Genomic DNA, 19,942 nt, shown 5'->3' with positions numbered 1-19,942 from the left:
GAACGGGTCCGGTCAGCTTCCCAGGCCGGTGATAGCCAGGTTTCTGCTGATACCTTCAAGGGGTCCCGGCTGCCAGAACTCCTGTTCAGGGTTATCTGATCCGGCGCCCCCTGGTTCACGATGTCCCGGGTCAGCGCTCCCCCGTTCACCGGTTTCCCGTTCGGGGAACGGCAGGGTGTCCACCTGGCTGAGGTCCCAGGCCATGTTGGCGCTGAGGCTGATGCCGCGCGGACCGGTCCGTCGGGTGGTTCCCCGGATCAGCAGCAGCCGGGTCCCGAACAGCAGCGGGCCGGCGTGTTCCTGGGCCTCGTGGAAGAACACGGAATCCACGCATCCGGTGCCGTCGTCGATGCTGATGAACACCACCCGCCTGCCGCCGCGCATGGGCGGGGTCTGGGTGGCGATCCGGACACCGGCCACCAGCACCTCCGTGCCGTTGCGCAGCCCCAGCAGCTTGTCCGCGGTGGTGACGCCAAGCCTGTCCAGGAGCGGCCGGTGGCTGGACATCAGGTGTTCGCTGACGTCAACCGCCATCAGGTCCAGTTCCGCCCGGACGTTCTCCACTGTGGTGGGCTCAGGCAGCCCGGGCTTGACGTTCCGCAACTCGACATCCCCCAGGGGCAGTGCGAGTTGTCCCTCAATGACCTCCGCGCCTTTCCTTGCCGGCTTGCTCTGCAGGTTTTGCAGGTGGTGGACAAGGTCTGCCCGGTTGGCTGTCCCGCCGGATTCCCGGTGCAGCGTGTCAAAGGCACCGAGTTGGGCGAGCCGCTTGATGCTGGGCTTGCTCAGCCTGGAGCGTGCCCGCAGGTCCGCCAGTGAGTCATAGGGCTGGCCGGCAACGATACGCTTCAGTTCAGTACCGGACAGCCCGAAGATGCCGTTGAGGCTCAGCCGGATGCCCAGCTTTCCCCGGTCCGGGCCCTCCGCGACACGCTCCACCCGGTATTCCGCCCCGCTGCGGTTGATGTCCAGCGGAAGTATGGGGATGCCCATGCGCCGCGCCTCGGCCACAAGGAGACGTTTGGGGTACATGCCGGGATCGTGCTCCCACAGGCCCGCGAGGAAGGCCTCCGGATGGTGGGCCTTCAGCCAGGCGGACTGATAGGTGGGCACGGCAAAAGCGGCGCCGTGGGCTTTGCAGAACCCGAAGCTGGCGAACGATTTCAGCGTGCCCCAGACCCTGTCCACCACCTCCGGCGAATACTTCCTGGCCTTTGCCTCACGGCGGAAAAACTCCTCGACCTGGCCCTCCTTGACCTCGTTGCTCAGCGCCCGGCGGAACTCGTCGGCTTTCGCCAGCCCGCAGCCGGTCATCACATCAAAGGTCCTCAGGATCTGCTCATGGAAGACCGTCACGCCGTGGGTTTCCTGAAGCACCGGCTTCAGATCAGGGTGCGGGTAGGTCTCCGGCGCGAAGCCGTGCCTGTGTTCAAGGAAGGGCCGGACCATGTCGGATTTCATGGGGCCGGGACGGAACAGTGAGATGTCGATGATGAGGTCGTTAAACTCACGCGGGGCCATCTTGCCCACCAGTTCCCGCTGGCCCGGCGATTCGATCTGGAAGCATCCCAGCGTGTGGGTGCTTCTGATCAGCTCATAAGTCGGCTCATCATCAAGGGGCACGGCATTGAGGTCGATCAGGCCGTCCTCGGCGATGTAGTCCGGCCCGCTGCCCCCAGGCCCAGCGGGATGGGCTCCGGCGGCCACCACTTCAGCCTTGGAGGGGTGGATCCGGATGATCTCCCGCACGGCAAAGGCCATGGCACTTTGCATCCTGACACCCAGGACATCCAGCTTCAGCATGCCCATCGGGTCCATGTCGTGTTTGTCGAACTGGCTCATGGGCAGGCCAAGGCCGCTGGGCTGGACCGGGGTCCGGTCCAGCAGGGTGGCATCTCCGAGGATCACCCCGCAGGGGTGCATGGAGATGTGGCGCGGAAGGCGGTCCAGCCTTTCGGTCAGGTCCACCAGCAGGTCCAGCTGCTGGTTCTCAGAAAAGTTCCGCTGTTCCACCCGTCCGGCGAACTCGCGAAGTTCCGGTTTTTCCTCCAATGCCTCCCGGAACTTCCGTGCCGAAAAGCGCCACAGCTGTTTGGCAATCTCCCCGACATCGCCGTCGTCCATCCCCAACGCCATGCCGGCGTCCCGCACCGCACCGCGAGCGCGGTAGCCGTTCTGCATGCTCATCAGCGTGACGCGCTGGGAGCCGAAGCGGTCAAAGATTCTCCGGTAGACGTTGTGCCGCTCAGCGCTTTCCACATCGATGTCGATATCAGGCAGCGTGGACCGGTCGCCGGAGAGGAACCGTTCGAAGATCAGGTCATGCTGGAGGGGGTTTACCTGGCTGATGTCGATCAAATAGTTGACCAGGCTGGAAGCACCCGATCCCCGGGCTGCTGCCCTCACATTCATGTCCAGGATCATCCGGGAAACTTCGGCCACGGTGAGGAAGTAGGAGGCAAAGCCGAGGCGGGCGATGATCTTCAGCTCATGCTGCAGCCGGGCGCGCATGTCTGCTTCCGCCTTCCCGGAGATGCCGGGGAATCGCCGTGCAATTCCGGCCTCGCAGCGCTGGGCCAGTTCTGCCAGCGGGTCCCCTTCAATGCCGATGACGGCAGCCTCGGGCACCACCGGCTGCTTCCAGCCCATGTCGGACACGGGATCCATGCGGCACCGGTCCGCGAGCGCCTCAGTCTGTGCGAGCAGCACCTGAAGATCGGCGGCACCGTAGCCGGCGGCATGGATGATCTCCTTGCCCAGCTCCACCATTTGGTCCGGGGTTTTCAGCCAGCCCTGCCCGTTGGGCTGAAGCAGCGGCGCGGCGGAAAGTTCGGGAAGCGACATGAGCGTGCGGGCCGAATCCAGGACGTCGGCGGTGGCAGCCCCGTCCTCCTCGCAGTAACGGACTGCGTTGGTGAGCACGGCCGGCACGCCGTACTCCTGTGCCAGCTTGAGCATGCGGACCGCGTGGGCCGTGCTCAAGGGTTCACCCGGTGCGCTGAGGTGGGTGACGATCTCCGCCGCGACGCTTCCGGCGGGCATGGCGTCCAGCCAGCTTTTGAAAAGGGTGCGGGGCCGGAGGTACCGCCGGCCGCCCAGTGCGAGGCCGACGTCGGAGTCCGGGCCCAGCAGCACGGTAAGCACCGGCTTCAGGGTTTCCGGGTCCAGGACGCGTGATGCGAGTTCAGCCCTGGTGACAGCAACAGGCACAGTTCCCCCGGCTTTGCCCGTGGTGCGGGCATGTGAGTCGGAGATCAGCCGGCACAGTGCCTTGTACCCCGCACCCTTGTTATGCCCGTGAGCGAGGATAACGACCCGGCCGGTGACGCGCTCCGCCGAAAACCGGGTTTTGGAAAACCGGACCCCAGCCATCTGCGAATCAGGCACCCCGCCCTCATGGTCCCCCTCGTCGTCGAACACTGACAGATCCACCCCGACCACCGGGTCAATCCCGGCAGCCATGCATGCCTTGAGGTGTTTTACGGTGCCATAGAGGCCGTCCCGGTCAGTACACCCAAGGGCGGTCGCTCCCTGGGCCGCAGCTGCCTGGGCAAGTTCATCTGGCCAGGAGACACCGTAGTGGGCGCTGAAGGCGGTGGAAACGTGTAGATGAGTGAAGCTCATGCTGATTTGTGCTGGAGTGCGTCTTTAGGGAGGAGGGCGTCGTGGATGCGGAGCAGCCGCCAGCGTCCGCTGCCGGTATGCCGCACCAGGTCAAGGGTTAGTGGTTCAGGGGGTTCTGCAGCCGGAGTTTCCTGCGGGCCGCTTCTGCCGGCAGGCAGGACTTGCACCCGCCAGATCTCATGGTCAACAAGCCCGGGCCCGCTACCCAGCGGGGCACGCCGTTCTTCGGCCCACCACTGGCGGCGTTCGTACCAGCGCAAGGGTTCAGCGCAGACCCGGTATTCCCTGCCGCCCCAGCGAAGCTCCGCCGCCTCACCGGTAGGTGCGCAGACGACGTCAACAGACTCGCTGAACGTTCCCATGGGTGCCTCCGGATACCAATCTCATCATGCAGAAATACGCAGTCATTCAAAGCAGTCATTCGAATATGTATTCGAATAGTTCCAGTCTACGCCGGGCCGGGGACAAAACCTAGATGGGTGTGGACGGACGGCGGCTCACAGGGCAGGATGGTCCCATGAGTTCCAATGACGCGCTCCTGAAGCAGGTAAGCATCGCCGCCAAAGAAAGCACATTGGTGGCCAGGTTCGATATCGACGGCAACATTCCAGCATCGGGAGCCTTTGTTGTGGGGCTCGTGGCTGCCACTCCGGATTATTCTCATCAACGGAGGCTGGGAATCGAGTTCATGAACGGCGAGGCGGTCTCGATCTACTCCTTCAGCCATGACGGCACGGAGGAGAACTTCGACCTCAGCAGCGTTGAGCACTCGGGCAACACCATCACGGGCAACTTCCCGATGAGCACGGTACTTGGGCTGGACAAGAGCCACCTCATGTCCGCGTTCAGCGAGGCCGACGGGCGGGAATTCCAGTCCGGCGTGCCTGTCGAGGAGAAGCTCTAGAGGGTCAGCGCCCCCGCGAGCGGCACCGGGCAGCAGCCCGGATCAGCTGGCCCCGCGCCCCGGCGCGCCTGTCAGCGGACGGAGCCTCTCCGCAGCCAGAAGCAACAGCTCAGCTGTTGTCGTTGTGGATTTTCAACTCAAGCTCGATGAACTTCGAGATCATGGCCCGGTACGTGCTTTCCACGATGTCCGGGTCTATTTCTTTTTTCTCTGCGGCCAAGCGCACATGCTCGATGACCCGTTCCACGCGTCCCGGCGCCCGCACTTCAGCGTCGTCACCCTTCAGGGTTCCCGCGATGCGGATCAGGCGCTCGCGGCGAGCGATCAGCGTGACGATCTGCTCGTCCACCTCGTCCACCGCAACCCGCACGGCGGCGAGCTGTTCCCGGTCAGCCTGGGCGTTTTTCTCGTCTCCGTGATTTGTGGGCATGATCATGACAGTATCGAACCATGCAGCCCAGAGTCGATTTTATTTCATTGGGAGTGCGTAGCGTGGCCGCCTCCCGGCGCTTCTATGTGGACGGCTTGGGTTGGCCGGTCCACCGTGAGGTTCCCGATGAGGTGGTCTTTATCCAGGCCAACCACGGCCTGATTCTTTCCCTGTGGGATGCCGCGCAGATGCGGGCCGAGGCCGCCGTTGATGCTCCCTCCGCAGTCCCCTGCATTACGCTCAGCCACAACGTCGGCAGCGCCGAGCAGGTAGACCAGGTAATAGCTCAGGCAGAGTCGGCCGGCGCGTCCGTCGTGGCCCCTCCCAAGACCCAGCCGTGGGGCGGCTACACCGGATACTTCGCCGATCCGGACGGCTTCCGCTGGGAAATTGCCTTCAACCCCACGTGGACAGTGGACGACGGCGGCCAGGTCACCGTCTGATTCCAGGCTCGGCCCTGATTCCGGTCAGGTCAGCTAGTCCGTGACCCCCAAAAGTCAGTCTCAGAAGAGTGCCTCCACAGGCTCGATGAGCTCCGGAGAGTTGTTGCGGACGTTGCCCACCGCCTTGCCCACGGAGTCCACCCGCCAGCCGGCGGCTACGTCCTTCACGCCGGACCGGACGAGGTCCACCAGGCCGGCAGCGTCGTCAACCTGCGGGTCAAGCCAGGCTGCCATGGTGTCGCGGCTCATGGGCAGCGGGACGCGGTCGTGGAGCGCCGTAAGTTCGGCGAACACGGTGCCTTCAGTTCCCGCCGGCGGTGAGTCCGCCGTCATGATGGACATCGAGAGCATCCACTGGGCGGGTTCACCCGGCGGCACGGACGGGTCCTTCCACCACTCGTACAGTCCCGCGAAGGCCATGGCGGAGTCGTCACGGGGGTGGACGTAGTAGGGCTGTTTGTTGCGGCCCTCGCCCTGTTTCCATTCGTAGTAGCCGTCCGCCGGGACGGCGCAGCGCCTCGACTGCACCGCTTTGCGGAACGCCGGCTTCTCGAGGACCGACTCGCTCCGGGCGTTGATCATCTTCGCGCCGATGCCCGGGCTTTTCGCCCACGACGGCACCAGGCCCCAGCGGGCGACGTGCAGCTGGCGGACCGTGCCGCCGTCGATAAGCCGTTCCAGGACGATGGGCGCACCGTCCGTGGGGGCAACGTTCCACGACGGCGGGATTTCGGTTTCGTTCTCAAGCTCGGCGTCGAATTCTGCCAGCAAATCCCCCACTGCCCGGGCCATGACGTAACGTCCACACATGGCACCAGCATGCCATTGCAACAGAGACTGGGGAATACCGGTGCCCGGGTTACGGTTGTGGGGAAGGAAACCGACAGGACCATATCAATCCGAGGAGAGCCCGTGGACTTTACCCCCGAAGACGGCACCATCACCATGTTCTCGACCACCTGGTGCGGCTATTGCAACCGGCTGAAGAAGCAGCTGGACGCCCAGGGCATCGGCTACACCGAGATCAACATCGAAGAGGTTGACGGCACGGCCGAGCTCGTGGAGCAGATCAATGGCGGCAACCGCACCGTCCCCACCGTTCTCTTCCCGGACGGCACCGCTGCCACGAACCCGTCTGCAGCCGAGGTCAAGAGCAGGCTGGCCGCGTAGGGCTGACGCCGCAATCAAGATTCACCAGTAAAGACTTTTTCGTCGATCCGGTCCTGCACCGGCCTGCGAGCGTGGGCTTCCTGGCGGGGCTCCTTGCGGCGGGCCAGGAAGGCCCACAGCTTGGTGTCGTCTGCATGGGTCCGGGGTTCCGGATGGTCCACAGGCTTCCCGGGCGCAGCTTCCGGCGGCGCCGGTTCCAGGTGCACCTCAGGCTTCCGGAGGGCATCCTTCCGGGTGTCCCAGCCGAAATCCGCCCGCGATGAATAGCACATCACCGACCTCCTTTTTTCAGCGGCTGTCCCTTAATCGTCCTCTCCCGCGCGTTTGAAATCGACAGGTCTGGGTACGAAAAATCCCGGCGGGCCCCGCTCCTGGCGGCGGCCAGTCCAGCGCGTTACAGTTCGAGTTCCTTCCCGCGTTCCAAAGGATTGCTGTGAGTCCAGTTTCACCGCAGATCGGCACCGTCTTTGTCCCTGTCAGCGATATCGAGGAAGCCCGCGACTGGTATTGCGGCATGCTGGGCGTGCCCGCCGATGACAAGGTCCTGCTGGACCATCTGTACATACTCCCCATGGACGGGGCCGGCCTCGTCCTGGACAGCAAGATCTACTCCCCCGGCGCCGTCTTCCAGGTTCCCGCGTTCCACTTCAACACAGCGGACATCCATGCGGCCCATGCCTTCATGAAAACCCGGGGCGTGGAACTCACCGAGGTCAACGATGACCAGTGGTTCAACTTCCGGGACCCGGACGGAAACGTCCTCATGATCTGCCAAATCCCCCCGGCCACCGAATGACCCGGCAGCGCTAGGCGCGGAGACTGCTGAAGTCCGCCTGCCCCAGTGTGGCGTACTCCGCGTAGGTGCGGACCACCGCGTCCTCGATGGCCTGTACGTCAAGGCCGGGCACAAGGTCGTTGGCCGCGCCGGCGGTCGCGGGATCCCAATCCAGCCCAAGGGCCTCGTAGCTGGCCGTCAGCACCTCGCGGATGGGCGCCGAATTCTCCACCACCACCACAGAGCTGAACAGCCAGGCGCCGGACACCACGCGCTGCGCTGTGCCCACCAGCTTGATCCGGTGGTCAGGGACCCCGGGCGCGAAGCCGTGGACGCTGTATTCGCCGGGACAGTACTCCCCCGGAATCTCGCCGACGGCGGCGTGCACGCCAACGCTCTGGAGTGCTCCCGCCAGCATTTCGCCGAAAAATGCGAAACGCCCTTTGGCTCCGGCGATCGCATCGCTGTGCGGCTCCACGTGGTCAATGATCAGCGTGCCTTCGTGATACGCGGCCGCGCGGCCTCCCGCCTTGCGGATCAGCGGCTCGAACCCCAGGTCGCGGCAGGTCTGGGCGGCGGCGCCGAAGCCGGGCAGGCGGGTGTCGCGCTGGCCGAAGGCAACAGTCGGTGCGGGCCGGTACAGCCGAAGCGTGGATCCGATGTCCCCGGCCCTGGCCTTGCCGAGGAGTTCGATCCCGAAGTCAAGGTCACGGACGGCGCCGAGGGACTGCTCCTGCCGGACGAGGGTCAGAGTCCGTGAATCAGCCCCGGCCTGCTGCATGTTGCTAAGCTCCCTTATGGTCGTGTTGCAATTTCTGGTCGTCGCCGCTGCTTTCGCCGTGATCGACGCCGTGTGGCTCAAGCTCATGAACCCGTTCTACCGCAGCCACATCGGTGAATTGCTGGCCGACCGGCCCCATCTAGGGTACGCCGTGGCGTTCTATTTGATTTACATTTCGGGCATCGTTTTCTTTGCCCTGCGGCCGGCGCTCGACAGCGGCACGTGGCTGACCGCCGTCGGCCACGGGGCGGCGCTGGGCGCCTTCGCCTACGCCACGTACGACCTCACCAACGCCGCGACGCTCAAGACCTGGCCGCTGCAGCTCATCGTTGTGGACATGGCGTGGGGCGCCCTGCTGACCGGCCTCGCCACGCTGGCGGGCTGGCTGGTCTTCCACTAGCCGGCCCGCGGGTCAGCTCTTCCGCAAGGTCAGGATCTGTTCCGCCCGGCCGAACGGGCCGGACCGGTCATGAAGCACCGTCGAGGTGAGGCCGATGCCGTCAGCACCGAAGGACACGGCATTGTCCAGCCCGAGCCACTCGCCCTCCGGCCGCCGGTACATGTGGATCTGGAGATCCAGGTTCGGGAAGGCGTAACTGCCCTTGCCCGGAGGCACCCGGGCGGCAATGCCGTTGGCGGTGTCCACGAGACCCATGAGCCTCGCCATGTCCGTGCTGTCGTTTCCGTCCGTCAGCGGATGGTCCGTGCGCAGCCACACCTTCCCGGCGCCGGGCCGGTGGCCTTCCGCCACCCGCATTTCCAGGGAGCGGATGTAGCCCCCAGGCCACACGCTCGCACCGTCATAGGGCTTGCATTCTTCCGGTGAGGGGATGGACCCATCCTCGACGGCGGCCACGGCGGTTGTATCGCTGGTGACCATGCGCCAAGCCGTCGCCCTGATGGCCACACGCCCGGCCGCCACCAGTTCAGCCTGCAGCAGCTCGATGGTGCGTCCCGGGCGCAACGTCGCGGTGACGATTTCAAATTCACCGCCGGGGATCAGTCCCAGGATTTCGTAGCTGAGCCTGGCCATCCGCATGCCGTCCCGGGGTTGGTGCCGGTCCAGCCGGTCAGCCAGGAGTCCCGACGCCGGGGCCATGTGCTGTTCGTGGGCGTTCCACGCCCCCTGGGCGTGGATGGTGGAGCGGAATCGGCCGCCGCCCAGGTCCTGGTAGTAGAAGTCGCCGCCGGCGAGTTCCGTGAGTTCAGCAGTCAACGGTGACTCCTTCGAAGCGTGATCGGTTAATCCCGGTTCACTCTATCGCTTCCGGCCTATGGAGCCGTCTCAGGCTTCGATCCGGACCCCGTGCCAGAACGCCACGTGATCCCTGATCCCGGCCGCTTCAGAAGACGGATCGGCGTAGTACCAGGCGGCATTCTCATTGCACAGGCCGTCAACCCGCAGGCTGTAGTAGCTCGCTTCCCCCTTCCAGGGGCAATACGTGGAGTGGGAGCTGTCCTCCAAGTATTCGGTGCGCACTGACGCCTTCGGGAAGTAGTGGTTTCCCTCCACCTTCACGGTGGCGTCGCTCTCAGCGATCACGGCGCCGTTCCAGACCGCTCTGACCATGGTGCTTCCTCCTCCAAGACAGGTTCGCTTCCTCCACAACACCCGACTGTCCGCAATGATTCCTGTGGCGGGAGCGCGTCGGCTGGCCGGGAGCTTTCATAGCTTCCTCAAATGCCCGGCTCACGGCGGGCATAAGTCCGGGTCCACCCTTGCCCTGACACTGTCCGCCGGCGGCGCCACCGCCTGGGCGCTGGACAGGTTCGTGGTGCACCACAACGCCGACGGCAAGCTCGTGGCCACGTTTGTGACCACCAAAGCCACCGGCTCGCTGGTCTTTTCCGCAGCAGCCATCGAAGCAGGGAAGCAGTACACGGTGTACACCGGAGGCACGGCGAAGGTGGAGTCCGGACTGGGCGAGGGCTGCCTCGACGGCGGCACGGTCACGGCCGGAGAGTACACGCAGGGAAGCGGCCCCGGCGGAAGGTAATTCAGGCCAGAGGCCACAGCTCCTTTGCAGAATCTGGCATACGTCCGGCGCGGCATATTTTGCCTCGCCGGACGCGCGCTTAATGTACGGATCTCCATATGATGATCTGGGTAGACTCGGAGACTGGTCCTTCTAGCAGCCCTCGGAAGAGGTGTTCGATGCGAGTTATTAGCTACAACCTCCGCAAGCACAAGGCGAGCGGTGAACTGATGAGTCTGGCCCGCAACTTTGGGATAGACGTCCTCTGCCTTCAGGAATGTGACTCTTCCGATCTGCCTGACACGCTCGGCCCGCTCCACCTGGCCGACTACACGAAGGGCAACAGGCTGGGCCTGGCCATCTACTACCGGGCTGACCGGTTTACGGCCCTGGATACCCAGACCTTTGCCCTGAAGAAGTCGATGCACGACCGCGTGATGGCACCGGCCCATGAGCGGCTGATCGGCACCCGGATGGTGGACAATGAAACTGACCATGAGCTGGTGGTGGGTTCGTTCCACGCCGCCCCGCTCACAGCGTCCAACTCGCTGCGGCGCAAGCAGATCCACGCGGCGCATGCCGAGCTGCTCAGCATGGGCACGGGCCTCATGACCCTGATGGTGGGCGACTTCAACTACCCGTTCTTCACCAAGAACCTTGACACGCACATGAAGAACTCCGGCTACGCCCTGTCCCTGAGCAACCGCAGGACCTACACCCGGTACAAGGTCTTCAAAGGCCACTTCGACTTTGCTACGTCACTGGGCCTCGACATCGAAAGCGTGGAAACGCTCCCCCGGGGGAAATCGGACCACCTGCCCATCCTGGTGACGGCCGAATACGGCGCCGACCGGTCACCGATCAAGGGGCAGCCCGTTTCCTGAGGCTTCCGTCAGGAGGCTTCACTCATGGGGCGGTGTGGCCTGTACCGGGATGACATCGATCCGGGCGCCGGGTCCGACGACGGCCAGCACCCGCTCTGCGCTCACACCTTCCAGCGCGGTCATAAGCGTCCTGGCATCCGGCTGTCCCGCGTCCGGCCCTGCCGGTAGGCCGGACCGCAGCCAGACCGTCACGTCGGCACCGGAGGCTTCGTGGATGGCGCGTGACAGTGGAACAGGATCGGAGCCCGTCACCAGGACGACTTGGCCGATCGTCCGTCGCGCGGTCCGTACCGGACCGGTGTCCTGCACCCGGCCAGCCTCCTGCAGTGAGTCGGTTTCCTGCAGCGAGCCCGCGTCCGTCGGCAGCACCGCACGCTCCCTGCGCCAGACGCTGTAGTGATAGACGGCCACGAGCGCGGTGGCGGTCAGCAGTCCGAGCGGCGCCCGGATCCGTCCCACCAGGGTTCCGGAGGGCACAGGGTCCAGCAGATACTCGAAGGCCTGGTAGCCAACCACCCGCGGCGGTCCGCCGGCTGCCACGCCCACCACCAGACCGCACCGCCCACAACCAGGGCACTGATTCCCCCCAGCAGCAGTGTGCGCGTCCCCGTTCCCGCCAGCGCCGTCTCGGCAAAGCCCAAGGCCGCGTTGACAACAACTCCCACACCTGAGGCCGCAGCGACCACCGCCACTCCGGATGCCAGCAGCAGCCCCGTCTCCCGCATCTTCTCCGACCACGCGGACGTGAGCAACGCGTGGTAGCGCCAGACTAGGCACCCGACAGCTGCCGCGGCCAGCGCGGGGCCAAGGGGATCCACGAGCCGGATCATGTCTTCGGAGCGGTCCAGTGCCAGCCGCAGCAGGACGAAAACCGCCGTGATGGCGCCGGCCATTGCCGTACTGCAGCCGCCAAACACGCCAAAGAACGCCGCGGCCACGTTGGCCAGCGGCGAGGACAGGCGCCAAGCTTCGCCGCGGACCCAATGCCACCACCAAACCAGGAACCCGCCGCCCGCCCAGAAGAGTGACTGCAGCACCGAAACCCACCAGGGCGTTCCCACGTCATGTGTACCTGCCAGCCCCCGCAGCGCCGCATCGAGAAGACTGCCGAGAGCAGCCACGGCCCCGCCGGCACCTAGCAGCAGACCGAACACAGACCCCGCGAGCGCCGGGACGGTGTGCAGCCGGCGCGGGCCCTTGCCACGGTGCTGCCACATCCACCGGGGCCATGCCCACACGGCCGCCCACACCACACCCGTGGCCAGGGACGAACGCCATTCCAGGCCCTCACCCAAGCACCCGCCGGGCCGGACGCGGCACAGGCCAGCAGTCCCACCAACTGCGCTACGGCGCCGAGCACAGCCGTAACCGCGGTGATGAGGGCAACGATGTATGCGCCGGAGACGTACAGCCCCCATGCAACCGAGGAGCGCTCCGCTTCCTCCCCCTGCCGGCGCCACACGAGCCACCACAGGACCGCGGCCATGGATCCACCGACCAGTGCAAACGGAAGGGACCGGGCGAGGCCGCCGACGTCGTTCCCGGCCGGCCCTGCACCCGAGTTAAACAGCCGCTCAAACAGGCCGCCCACGCCGGAAGCGCCGATCAGCACGAGGACAAAGAGGAGTACAAAGACCACCAGCCGCCGCACCGTGGTCACCGCCGGCGATGGTGATTCACGCGTACGGGCCGGACGTTACTCACGGCTTCGCCGCCGGAACGGGACAGATGGTGAGCTGCCATGGGGCGGTCGCCACCAGCCAGGTGCCGTTGACCCGTTCCAGGCCAAACACGGCCTCACTCTCGTATTCGGGGTTCCCGAAAGGACCGCTGCCGTTGGACGTGGCCAGGACGACGTGAACGTCCGCTGTGTCGGCATGCTCCACAGTGGAGGCCAGCGTAATCCGGAGCGTGCCCGCCGCAGGACGTTCCACCCGAGTGCATGGCCCGTCCGGCTGCACGGTCCCGTAACGACCGTCAGTCGAGTACCGCCTGGCAGCCGCCTCGTCACCGTTGAGGACGGCAGCCGCATACCGCTGGACCACACCCGCCGGCGTATTCTCAGCAAGCGGCTCCGGCAGGCCGCGGAAAAAGACAACAGCGAGCGCCACGGCGACGAGACCGGCAATGATGGTGAGGACTACGATCAGGGTCCGGTCGGCCGTGGCGGTGCTGTCATCCGGGCAGCTAGGTGGTGTGGTGCTCGACGGTGAAGTCGCCGCCGGGGTAAAGGATGGTCTCGTGACCATCGTCAAAACGGACGTGGTACGGCGGCGCTCCGTCGGCGCCCCGGACTTCCAGAATCTCACCGTGCCGGTCCGAGGACTCCACCGTCCTGCCCCGGATGATGATGCGGTCTCCCTGGGTTGCCTGCATGGCAATCACCTCCCAGCCCTAGAGTACGATGCTCTTCCCTCCGGTGGAACAGCCCCCGGGCATCCTCCTCTGCCGGGCTGAGATTAGGCCCGGCCGCCCGTGTGGCGGATGCAGAAAGGGGTCCAGGGGCGGGCCTCCAGCCGCCCTTCGGCGATTTGCTCTCCGCACACCGTGCATATTCCGTAAGTGCCCGCTTCGATCCGCTCAAGGGCGGCGTCCACTTCCGCCAGTCCGGACCGGCTTTGGTCCAGCAGGGCCGACGCCTGCGAGAGTTCGAAGGCGATGGTTGCGCCTTCGGGGTCATGCTCGTCGTCGACGTTGGAGTTCTGCCGGGCTGCGTTCGCGGAGGCGATGTCTGCGGTGAGCGCCGGCAGGAGGGCGAGCTTCCTCGCGCGTTCCTCTTCCAGCAGCAGCCGGAACTTCTCAGTATTCATGGCTAATCAGTGTTCATTACTGGAGCCGTCCAGCAGCCTGCCCCGCAGGTCCGGCCAGGAGGCGGCAAAGGCAGGATGCAGGTTGATGCCGGCCACCTCTTCAACGGGAATCCACAGCAGTTCGATGCTTTCGGGATCGTTGATGGCCGGCTCGAAGGGCTCCAGCACCCGCACTGCCACGGTGGTGTAGGACCAGTAGCCGACGTCGAACACGGACGTGAAGAGCACTTTGACGCTCTGTTCGGGTACTGCCGCCTCCTCGTGGGCCTCACGCAGTGCGCCGGTCACGGCGTCCTCGCCCTGGTGCAGCGCGCCGCCGGGGAGCCCCCACGTTCCGCCGTGGTCGCTCCAGGTGGCACGGTGCTGCAGCAGAACGCCCTTCTCCACATCATGGACCAGAAGGCCGGCCGATCCGAAGCGCCCCCAGAACCGTCCGCGGTCGCCCTCCACCCACGCATCGCCGGGGTCGCGGGGGCCAAGGGGACGGCGGGGATCGCCGGGTGAGGGCGGAACGATTTTCTCCATCGTCCCAGTCTGCCCCATGGGAAGATGCTTCGATGAGCCTGCGCCTGGTCCTTGTTGCCGACACCCACGTCCCCAAGCGCGCCCGGGCACTGCCCGAGCAGGTGTGGGCCGCCGTCGAGACTGCTGATGTGGTGTTCCACGCGGGTGACTGGATCAGTGCCGGCCTGCTCGACGAGTTCGAACAGCGCAGCAGGCGCCTGATCGGTGTCTACGGAAACAACGATGGCGACGAGCTTCGGCGGCGTTTGCCCGAGACGGCCAGTGTGACGCTCGATGGCGTCCGGTTCAGCATGATCCACGAGACCGGTCAGGCGAAGGGCCGGGAGCAGCGCTGCGAAGCCCTCTTTCCGGACACCGACGTGCTGGTTTTCGGCCACTCGCACATTCCCTGGGACACGGTGGCGCCCGGCGGCCTGCGCCTGCTCAACCCCGGCTCCCCCACCGACCGCCGCCGGCAACCTGTGTGCACGTACATGACCGCCGTCGTCGTCAATGGCAGTTTAGGTGATGTCCAGCTGGTGGAGGTCACCACCTAGGGCTTTCGGCACGGCGGATCCAGGGCTCCTGCTAGCGGTAGGACATGCTCAAAAGAAGCCTGCCCTCGGCGCCGGCAGCGGGTGTCCCGGCCGTCAGGTGCATGCGGTAGGTCGGCTTGCCGTCCGTCCGGTCCACATAGAACGAGTAGTTGGCCGCAGGAGCGGGCTGCCCGCTCAGACCCGGGACCGGTTCCGACTCGAAGACGGTCCTGTTCACCGGATGGCTCACCGCATCTGCCATCTGGCCCAAATATGCGGTGAGATTATTGCTGCTCTGGGGGTCAGACACGGTTGCAGTACCCGACAGCGACGGCTTCCCACCGCCCTCAAAATATCCGGCATGCCATTCGACCGGGTACTGGAAGGAAAGCGGGCGGTCAGGGAACGCGAAGGGGATCAGCTTTCCGGAGTATCCAGCAGCGGTACCAGTGGTGCCTGAGGGGGCGACGGCGGACGGCGGGGTAACGGGCGAAACGCCCTGCGTGGGGCTGGAACCGCAGCCGGCCAGGCCAAGTGTGACGGCCGCCGCCAGTAAGGCAACCAAGTGCGGGCGATGGGCAGAGCGCATGGTGGTTCCTTTCGATCACTGGGCCGAGGATCCGTACCCTCACTCTGCACGCCGGACAGGGTGGCCGCTAGGCACGCCAGAATAAATCCAACCGAATTTTTATATAGATGCCAACAGGAAAGGGAGCCCTGCCGCGGTTTCGCGGGCGGGACTCCCTTCAGATCTCCGCTACAGGCGGAGCGCCAGGCGTGGTGATCCTGTTTGGTCAGTCCTTCTTGAAAGCGTCCTTGACCTTTTCACCGGCCTGTTTCAGGTCGGCCTTGGCCTGGTCAGTCTTACCCTCAGCCTCCAGGCCCGGGTCGTCGCCGGCCTTGCCCGCCCCTTCCTTGGCCTTGCCGCCAAGCTTTTCTGCTGCGTTGTCGATTTTGTCGTCCAGACCCATGCCACTGTCCTTCCGTCTGCCCAGCCCGCTGGCTGCAGGCTGGCTCGTGCTCCCAGTCTAGGTCCGCCAACTATCCGGGTGAAGGGCGGCTACCACTTACATGCGCGGGCTTGCCAGCAGCCCGTCTGTGGCGGCGTCGGCCTCCCCGCCGAAGAAGTGCTCCAATACGCGCCGGAACACCTGTTCATCCGGTGCCGCCCGCAGGAACAGCGTCATGGAGGACTGCAGCTTCCGGGCGTCGATGCCGCCGAAAATCTCTGCCGCGCCCCGGTTGCCCACGTTATCGACGGCGGTGGCGCACTCGATCAGCCGCGGTCCAAGCACAGGATGCTGCAGGTACGCCCGTGCTTCATCAAGGGATGCGATGGCGTACCGCCTGGAGGTGGCGCTTTGCCCCAGGCCGGCAACCTGCGGAAAGACGAACCACATCCAGTGGCTGCGCTTGCTGCCTGCGCGCAGCTCCTCCAGAGCCTGGGCGTAGGTGGCACCGTCATTCTGCGCGGCGACGAACCGTTCCAGGTTATGCGGGTCGTTCATGGGCATTCCTAGCTGGATACATCCCGCTCGATATCTTCGGCGAGGTCGTCCACGTCTTCAGGCCGCATGCTGATGCCGGCTTCGTCCAGCCGTTCCTCGAGCACATGGCTCACCTCGTCCTCCACATGGCCCAGCCGGATCTCGTCCCGCACGTCCCCGGCAATGTCTTCGACGGTAGCGGAGCTGTCCGCTTCCGCTGCGGCATCCCCCGCTTCCGCCGCAACATCCGCGTGCGGATTCTCAGTGAAGTAGTCATCGCCGGTAGCTGCAGAATCAGTCATATCCCATGGTGGGCGCACCGCTCAGACCCGGTCAACAGGTCCGGCAGGGAAACCATCCCGCGCCAGGCACGGGACCCGGATATGGATGTGTTTCATTCATGTGCTTGTAACGCGGCATAACTGCGGCAACCCTCACCACGGCGCACGGGGTTCGGCCAGCGTTTCCGGGCAAAACGGCTGCAGAATCAGCAAAAAGCACCCCGGCCATCAGGTGCCGTTAACAAACACGAAACACGGCAGTCACGCGGGCTTTACGTAGGCGCGATTTTTGAAACCCGCGTGTAACTTGCCACGCCCGGACCCGAAACATAAGTCCACGAATATCAATGAGGGGCGTGGCGCCGGCATCAGCGGTCCGCGGAAAGGATGAGTTTCCTGGGAAGGGAAAGCGCGTGGAAATCACTGCGGCGAACGTTTGGATGATGGTGTCGGCGGCACTGGTGCTGCTCATGACCCCGGCACTGGGGCTCTTCTATGGCGGCATGACCCGCGCCAAGGCCTCCCTCAACATGATCATGATGAGCTTTGTGTCCGCCGGCATCGTGGGCGTCGTCTGGGTGCTGTGGGGCTACTCCATGAGCACCGGCGAAGGCGTCCTGGGTCTGTTCGGCAACCCTTTCGCCAGCTTCGGTCTGAGCGGTCTCATGGGCACTCCCGACCTGATCAAGGCCGGCTTCGCCGGAACCTTCGCGATCCTCACCGTGGCCCTCATCAGCGGGGCGATCGCCGACCGCGCCAAGTTCACCGCCTGGGTACTCTTCGTGCCGATCTGGATCACGGCCGTCTACTGCCCGCTCGCCTTCATGATCTGGGGCGGCGGCCTCATGAGCCAGGGCGGAGCAGTGACCGCCATCTTTGGCCAGGTCATCGACTTCGCCGGCGGCGCCGTCGTCGAAATCAGCTCCGGCGTTGCCGCCCTCGTACTGGCCGTGATCGTCGGCAAGCGCCACGGTTTCGGGAAGGACCCGGGGCACCGCCCGCACAACGTCCCGTTCATCATGCTCGGCGCGGGCCTCCTCTGGTTCGGCTGGTTCGGCTTCAATGCCGGCGCCGCTACCACAGCCGAGCAGGCCGGGCTGATCTGGGTCAACACCCTGGTTACGCCGTGCGCCGCCATGCTGAGCTGGCTCCTCACGGAGAAGGTGCGCCACGGCCATCCCACCTCCCTGGGAGCAGCGTCCGGTGCCGTCGCCGGCCTCGTGGCCATCACGCCGTCGTGCGCCAACATCAGCCCAGCGGCCGCCATCGGCCTGGGCCTCGTTTCGGGCGTGGCGTCTGCGCTCTTCGTCGAACTCAAGTTCAAGTACGGCTTCGACGACTCGCTCGACGTCGTCGGCGTGCACCTGGGCTCCGGCCTGGTCGGCACCCTCGCCCTCGGTTTCATCGCCCTCCCCGTCAACGGCGAAGGCGGCGGGCTCTTCTACGGCGGCGGCGTCCAGCAGCTCATCGCCCAGACCGTTGCCGTTCTCATCACGCTCGCGCTCTCCGGCCTGATGACCGCAATCATCGGCATCGCGATCCACAAGACCATCGGCTTCCGCGTCAGCCACGAGGCCGAAGTTGCCGGCGTCGACCGGTCGGAGCATGCCGAGAGCGCCTACGAGTTCGGCAGCATGGGGCACAGCCAGTTCCACCCGCTCCGCCAGCACATCTCTGTGGCTCCGGCCGTTCGCCCCGCAGGCACGCCGGGTATCCCGGCCGCGGACGACGCCGTCTCCCCCGAGGCGGCAGAGAAACTGCAGCCCGCACCGGCTTCCGCCTAGCATTCCCGCTGTTACTTCTGCTGTCGCAGGGCCGGTGTCCTAGCGGCGGAAGGAGAGCCGGAGCTCAGGCCTTCGCTCCGCCACCGCGTCCAGCATGGCGTCAACGGCTTCCCGGTCGGGGCTGCTGTCCGCCGCCGTCATCGCCGGTGGTGCGTCCGCGGCGATCCTGGCGCGGCGGACGAAACCGTCCCAGTCACCCCCACCCGATCGAAGTGCCCGCAGGGGCGCCATCAGCGACGCGCGGCGGAGCCAGACGTCCGGGTCACCAGCCCACCGGTCCAGCACCGCGTCGGCACGCACTCGCGCCTGGCCCCCGAGCCGCTCCACCAGCGGACCAATGACGTCGACGGCAAGCGGGTCCACGAGCGTGGGCATGTGCGCGTCCCGCACAAAGCCCTCCATGCGCGTCAGGTCGGAGTTGGTCAGCAGCTCCAGCCTGGACTGCAGGAGGACGACGGCGGCCAGGCGCCGCTCGTAAACAGGCACCCCCCACAGTTCTGAAGTCAGGGCGGTGATCTCATCGTGGGTCAGTCCGGCATGGCGTCGTAGGGCATCACGGACCGTTCCGCGCACCGCGCCGACCGATGCTCCGTAGTACTGCATCCCGCTGCCGAACCGGTGGCGCATATCCTCGGCCCGGTACCACGACGCCTCGCGCTGCAGGGTGTCATCCACGAACTCGCCGGCAGCACTCATCAGCTCATTCTTTCCGCCGGGCGCCGGGCAGTCTAACTAGGACCACCTGTCTCTTGGCCCTGGTCCTCACTGATGACGACGGGGTGACGCCGCGTTTCCGGCCCCCTTCATAAGAAGTGTTGCCGCAGGTCAGTGCGGGGAAACGGTTGCACGGCCAGCCTGCGGCCTTTCAGGCGTTTTGCGGGCCTTGGTAACGATCAAGTAACGTTGACGCCTGTTCCGCAAGGGACGGCCCCATGTGGGCCCCGGAGGCCACGCTGGGCTCCGGATGCGCAGAGCGGCAATTCGGCTGCTCCGGCCCCGTCGACGGGGCCAAGAATCGCTTCGTGCTTTTCTTTACCACCTAGATTGTGGCTGCCTTCTGCGCGGCAGCCGTGTGCCCGGAGGGGTCTTTTGCTTAAGAAGAACATAGCCATTGCCATTAGCATCGGCGCACTCTCGCTGACCGGATGCGGCCTCGCTCCCTCCGCGGAACAGGTTCCCGGTCAGGCTGCCGCCGTGGGAACGGCTTCCACAGGCCAGGCCTCCGAGCCGGCTTCCGCCAAGACCGTATCGGCCCCAGCCGCGAAGGAAGCAGCCGCGAAGGCTGCTGCGGCCAAGACTGCGGCTACCAAGACTGCGGCCGCCAAGGCTGCCGCGTCCAGGGCAGCAGAGGCGAAGGTTGCCGTAGCAAAGGCGGCAGCCAAGACGGCAGCGGCTAAGGCGGCAACGGCCGCTGTGCCGGCAGCCGTTGCTGCTGCCGCTCCCGCAAAGGCTGCACCCGCCGTCGCAGCTCCTGCCGCCGCTTCCACCGCCACAACCGCGCCCGCCGTAGCCGCCGCGCCGACGGCAGCGGCGGCTCCCGCCCAGCCTGCTCC

29 protein-coding genes and 1 pseudogene are annotated in these 19,942 nt (G+C 65.7%); 10 read left to right on the top strand and 20 right to left on the bottom strand.

The window, feature by feature from the left end:
* Positions 1–12: 12 nt before the first annotated feature.
* Both G9E11_RS02530 and G9E11_RS02525 read right to left on the bottom strand, forming a co-directional pair.
* Positions 13–3,624 carry a DNA polymerase III subunit alpha gene (locus G9E11_RS02530; RefSeq protein WP_190602631.1) on the bottom strand — a complete coding sequence of 1,204 codons (3,612 nt, stop codon included), beginning with the start codon at positions 3,622–3,624 and terminating at the stop codon, positions 13–15.
* Complete coding sequence (locus G9E11_RS02525; RefSeq protein ID WP_190602629.1) at positions 3,621–3,986, bottom strand: hypothetical protein; 366 nt, start codon at positions 3,984–3,986, stop codon at positions 3,621–3,623. Before G9E11_RS02525 ends, G9E11_RS02530 begins: the two co-directional genes overlap by 4 nt.
* Positions 3,987–4,141: 155 nt before the next feature.
* Here G9E11_RS02525 and G9E11_RS02520 point away from each other — a divergent pair, with 155 nt between their 5' ends.
* A complete protein-coding gene (locus G9E11_RS02520; protein WP_102972335.1) occupies positions 4,142–4,528 on the top strand; it encodes a hypothetical protein in 387 nt (128 codons plus the stop codon).
* Between the two features lie 109 nt (positions 4,529–4,637).
* Here the strand turns inward: G9E11_RS02520 and G9E11_RS02515 are convergent, their stop codons facing one another.
* The gene (locus G9E11_RS02515; RefSeq protein ID WP_190602627.1) at positions 4,638–4,964 is read right to left on the bottom strand and encodes a chorismate mutase; all 327 of its coding nucleotides are present in this window, start codon (positions 4,962–4,964) and stop codon (positions 4,638–4,640) included.
* 14 nt (positions 4,965–4,978) lie between these two features.
* Between G9E11_RS02515 and G9E11_RS02510 the strand changes: the two genes are divergently transcribed.
* Complete coding sequence (locus tag G9E11_RS02510; protein WP_190602625.1) at positions 4,979–5,401, top strand: VOC family protein; 423 nt, start codon at positions 4,979–4,981, stop codon at positions 5,399–5,401.
* Between the two features lie 60 nt (positions 5,402–5,461).
* Here the strand turns inward: G9E11_RS02510 and G9E11_RS02505 are convergent, their stop codons facing one another.
* Positions 5,462–6,211, bottom strand: a complete 750-nt coding sequence (locus tag G9E11_RS02505; RefSeq protein ID WP_190602623.1) for an SOS response-associated peptidase — start codon at positions 6,209–6,211, stop codon at positions 5,462–5,464.
* 102 nt (positions 6,212–6,313) lie between these two features.
* On the opposite strand from G9E11_RS02505, the gene G9E11_RS02500 reads away from it, so the two are divergent.
* A complete protein-coding gene (locus G9E11_RS02500; protein ID WP_078028863.1) occupies positions 6,314–6,571 on the top strand; it encodes a mycoredoxin in 258 nt (85 codons plus the stop codon).
* A gap of 14 nt (positions 6,572–6,585) precedes the next feature.
* Here G9E11_RS02500 and G9E11_RS02495 read toward each other — a convergent pair whose 3' ends face one another.
* Positions 6,586–6,843, bottom strand: coding sequence for a hypothetical protein (locus tag G9E11_RS02495; RefSeq protein ID WP_190602621.1), 258 nt, complete (start codon positions 6,841–6,843; stop codon positions 6,586–6,588).
* Between the two features lie 161 nt (positions 6,844–7,004).
* Between G9E11_RS02495 and G9E11_RS02490 the strand changes: the two genes are divergently transcribed.
* The gene (locus tag G9E11_RS02490; protein ID WP_190602619.1) at positions 7,005–7,367 is read left to right on the top strand and encodes a VOC family protein; all 363 of its coding nucleotides are present in this window, start codon (positions 7,005–7,007) and stop codon (positions 7,365–7,367) included.
* A 10-nt stretch (positions 7,368–7,377) separates the two neighbouring features.
* Here the strand turns inward: G9E11_RS02490 and G9E11_RS02485 are convergent, their stop codons facing one another.
* Positions 7,378–8,127, bottom strand: coding sequence for a lipoate--protein ligase family protein (locus G9E11_RS02485; RefSeq protein ID WP_190602617.1), 750 nt, complete (start codon positions 8,125–8,127; stop codon positions 7,378–7,380).
* Between the two features lie 16 nt (positions 8,128–8,143).
* On the opposite strand from G9E11_RS02485, the gene G9E11_RS02480 reads away from it, so the two are divergent.
* Entirely contained in the window at positions 8,144–8,527 is a 384-nt protein-coding gene (locus G9E11_RS02480; protein ID WP_190602615.1) for a DUF2177 family protein, read from the top strand.
* A gap of 12 nt (positions 8,528–8,539) precedes the next feature.
* On the opposite strand, the gene G9E11_RS02475 is transcribed toward G9E11_RS02480, so the two are convergent.
* Positions 8,540–9,343, bottom strand: coding sequence for a thioesterase family protein (locus G9E11_RS02475; protein ID WP_190602613.1), 804 nt, complete (start codon positions 9,341–9,343; stop codon positions 8,540–8,542).
* A gap of 69 nt (positions 9,344–9,412) precedes the next feature.
* On the bottom strand, positions 9,413–9,697 hold the full coding sequence (locus G9E11_RS02470) for a DUF427 domain-containing protein (RefSeq protein WP_190602611.1): 285 nt from the start codon (positions 9,695–9,697) through the stop codon (positions 9,413–9,415).
* Positions 9,698–9,752: 55 nt separating this feature from the next.
* Here G9E11_RS02470 and G9E11_RS20925 point away from each other — a divergent pair, with 55 nt between their 5' ends.
* Together G9E11_RS20925 and G9E11_RS02460 are read left to right on the top strand one after the other, a co-directional pair.
* Positions 9,753–10,124, top strand: a complete 372-nt coding sequence (locus G9E11_RS20925) for a hypothetical protein (RefSeq protein ID WP_246468651.1) — start codon at positions 9,753–9,755, stop codon at positions 10,122–10,124.
* Between the two features lie 158 nt (positions 10,125–10,282).
* Entirely contained in the window at positions 10,283–10,987 is a 705-nt protein-coding gene (locus G9E11_RS02460; RefSeq protein ID WP_190602609.1) for an endonuclease/exonuclease/phosphatase family protein, read from the top strand.
* An 18-nt stretch (positions 10,988–11,005) separates the two neighbouring features.
* On the opposite strand, the gene G9E11_RS20920 is transcribed toward G9E11_RS02460, so the two are convergent.
* The 7 genes and pseudogenes from G9E11_RS20920 to G9E11_RS02435 form a co-directional block, all read right to left on the bottom strand.
* Complete coding sequence (locus G9E11_RS20920) at positions 11,006–11,464, bottom strand: hypothetical protein (RefSeq protein WP_246468648.1); 459 nt, start codon at positions 11,462–11,464, stop codon at positions 11,006–11,008.
* On the bottom strand, positions 11,413–12,282 hold the full coding sequence (locus tag G9E11_RS20915) for a hypothetical protein (protein WP_246468752.1): 870 nt from the start codon (positions 12,280–12,282) through the stop codon (positions 11,413–11,415). Before G9E11_RS20915 ends, G9E11_RS20920 begins: the two co-directional genes overlap by 52 nt.
* Positions 12,283–12,374: 92 nt before the next feature.
* Positions 12,375–12,578 (bottom strand): annotated as a pseudogene (locus tag G9E11_RS20910) (DUF5671 domain-containing protein); the annotation flags it as partial.
* Positions 12,579–12,687: 109 nt separating this feature from the next.
* Positions 12,688–13,236, bottom strand: a complete 549-nt coding sequence (locus G9E11_RS02450) for an LpqB family beta-propeller domain-containing protein (protein ID WP_246468646.1) — start codon at positions 13,234–13,236, stop codon at positions 12,688–12,690.
* Positions 13,175–13,363 (bottom strand): DUF1918 domain-containing protein, encoded by a 189-nt coding sequence (locus G9E11_RS02445; RefSeq protein ID WP_102972420.1) that lies wholly within the window; start codon positions 13,361–13,363, stop codon positions 13,175–13,177. The genes G9E11_RS02450 and G9E11_RS02445 overlap by 62 nt, the downstream gene beginning before the upstream one ends.
* Positions 13,364–13,446: 83 nt before the next feature.
* Complete coding sequence (locus G9E11_RS02440; RefSeq protein WP_190602607.1) at positions 13,447–13,797, bottom strand: TraR/DksA family transcriptional regulator; 351 nt, start codon at positions 13,795–13,797, stop codon at positions 13,447–13,449.
* A 6-nt stretch (positions 13,798–13,803) separates the two neighbouring features.
* The gene (locus tag G9E11_RS02435; protein WP_190602605.1) at positions 13,804–14,322 is read right to left on the bottom strand and encodes an NUDIX domain-containing protein; all 519 of its coding nucleotides are present in this window, start codon (positions 14,320–14,322) and stop codon (positions 13,804–13,806) included.
* Between the two features lie 32 nt (positions 14,323–14,354).
* On the opposite strand from G9E11_RS02435, the gene G9E11_RS02430 reads away from it, so the two are divergent.
* Positions 14,355–14,858, top strand: coding sequence for a metallophosphoesterase family protein (locus tag G9E11_RS02430; RefSeq protein WP_190602603.1), 504 nt, complete (start codon positions 14,355–14,357; stop codon positions 14,856–14,858).
* 31 nt (positions 14,859–14,889) lie between these two features.
* Here G9E11_RS02430 and G9E11_RS02425 read toward each other — a convergent pair whose 3' ends face one another.
* The 4 genes from G9E11_RS02425 to G9E11_RS02410 all read right to left on the bottom strand — a co-directional run bounded on the left by G9E11_RS02425 (position 14,890) and on the right by G9E11_RS02410 (position 16,626).
* Positions 14,890–15,426, bottom strand: a complete 537-nt coding sequence (locus tag G9E11_RS02425; RefSeq protein ID WP_190602601.1) for a hypothetical protein — start codon at positions 15,424–15,426, stop codon at positions 14,890–14,892.
* 205 nt (positions 15,427–15,631) lie between these two features.
* Positions 15,632–15,808, bottom strand: a complete 177-nt coding sequence (locus G9E11_RS02420) for a CsbD family protein (RefSeq protein WP_190602599.1) — start codon at positions 15,806–15,808, stop codon at positions 15,632–15,634.
* Between the two features lie 96 nt (positions 15,809–15,904).
* A complete protein-coding gene (locus tag G9E11_RS02415) occupies positions 15,905–16,345 on the bottom strand; it encodes a DUF1810 domain-containing protein (RefSeq protein ID WP_190602597.1) in 441 nt (146 codons plus the stop codon).
* Positions 16,346–16,353: 8 nt separating this feature from the next.
* Complete coding sequence (locus G9E11_RS02410) at positions 16,354–16,626, bottom strand: hypothetical protein (RefSeq protein ID WP_190603672.1); 273 nt, start codon at positions 16,624–16,626, stop codon at positions 16,354–16,356.
* A gap of 392 nt (positions 16,627–17,018) precedes the next feature.
* Here G9E11_RS02410 and G9E11_RS02405 point away from each other — a divergent pair, with 392 nt between their 5' ends.
* A complete protein-coding gene (locus G9E11_RS02405) occupies positions 17,019–18,389 on the top strand; it encodes an ammonium transporter (RefSeq protein WP_190602595.1) in 1,371 nt (456 codons plus the stop codon).
* Positions 18,390–18,428: 39 nt separating this feature from the next.
* Here G9E11_RS02405 and G9E11_RS02400 read toward each other — a convergent pair whose 3' ends face one another.
* On the bottom strand, positions 18,429–19,085 hold the full coding sequence (locus G9E11_RS02400; RefSeq protein WP_190602593.1) for a DNA alkylation repair protein: 657 nt from the start codon (positions 19,083–19,085) through the stop codon (positions 18,429–18,431).
* Between the two features lie 498 nt (positions 19,086–19,583).
* On the opposite strand from G9E11_RS02400, the gene G9E11_RS02395 reads away from it, so the two are divergent.
* Positions 19,584–19,942 (top strand): hypothetical protein (locus G9E11_RS02395; protein ID WP_190602591.1); only part of this gene is annotated, 359 nt, incomplete at its 3' end.

Origin of the sequence: Arthrobacter ipis (assembly GCF_014694315.1) — a bacterium.
Taxonomy (GTDB): Bacteria; Actinomycetota; Actinomycetes; order Actinomycetales; family Micrococcaceae; genus Arthrobacter; species Arthrobacter ipis.
This window is presented reverse-complemented; position numbering and strand designations above follow the sequence as displayed.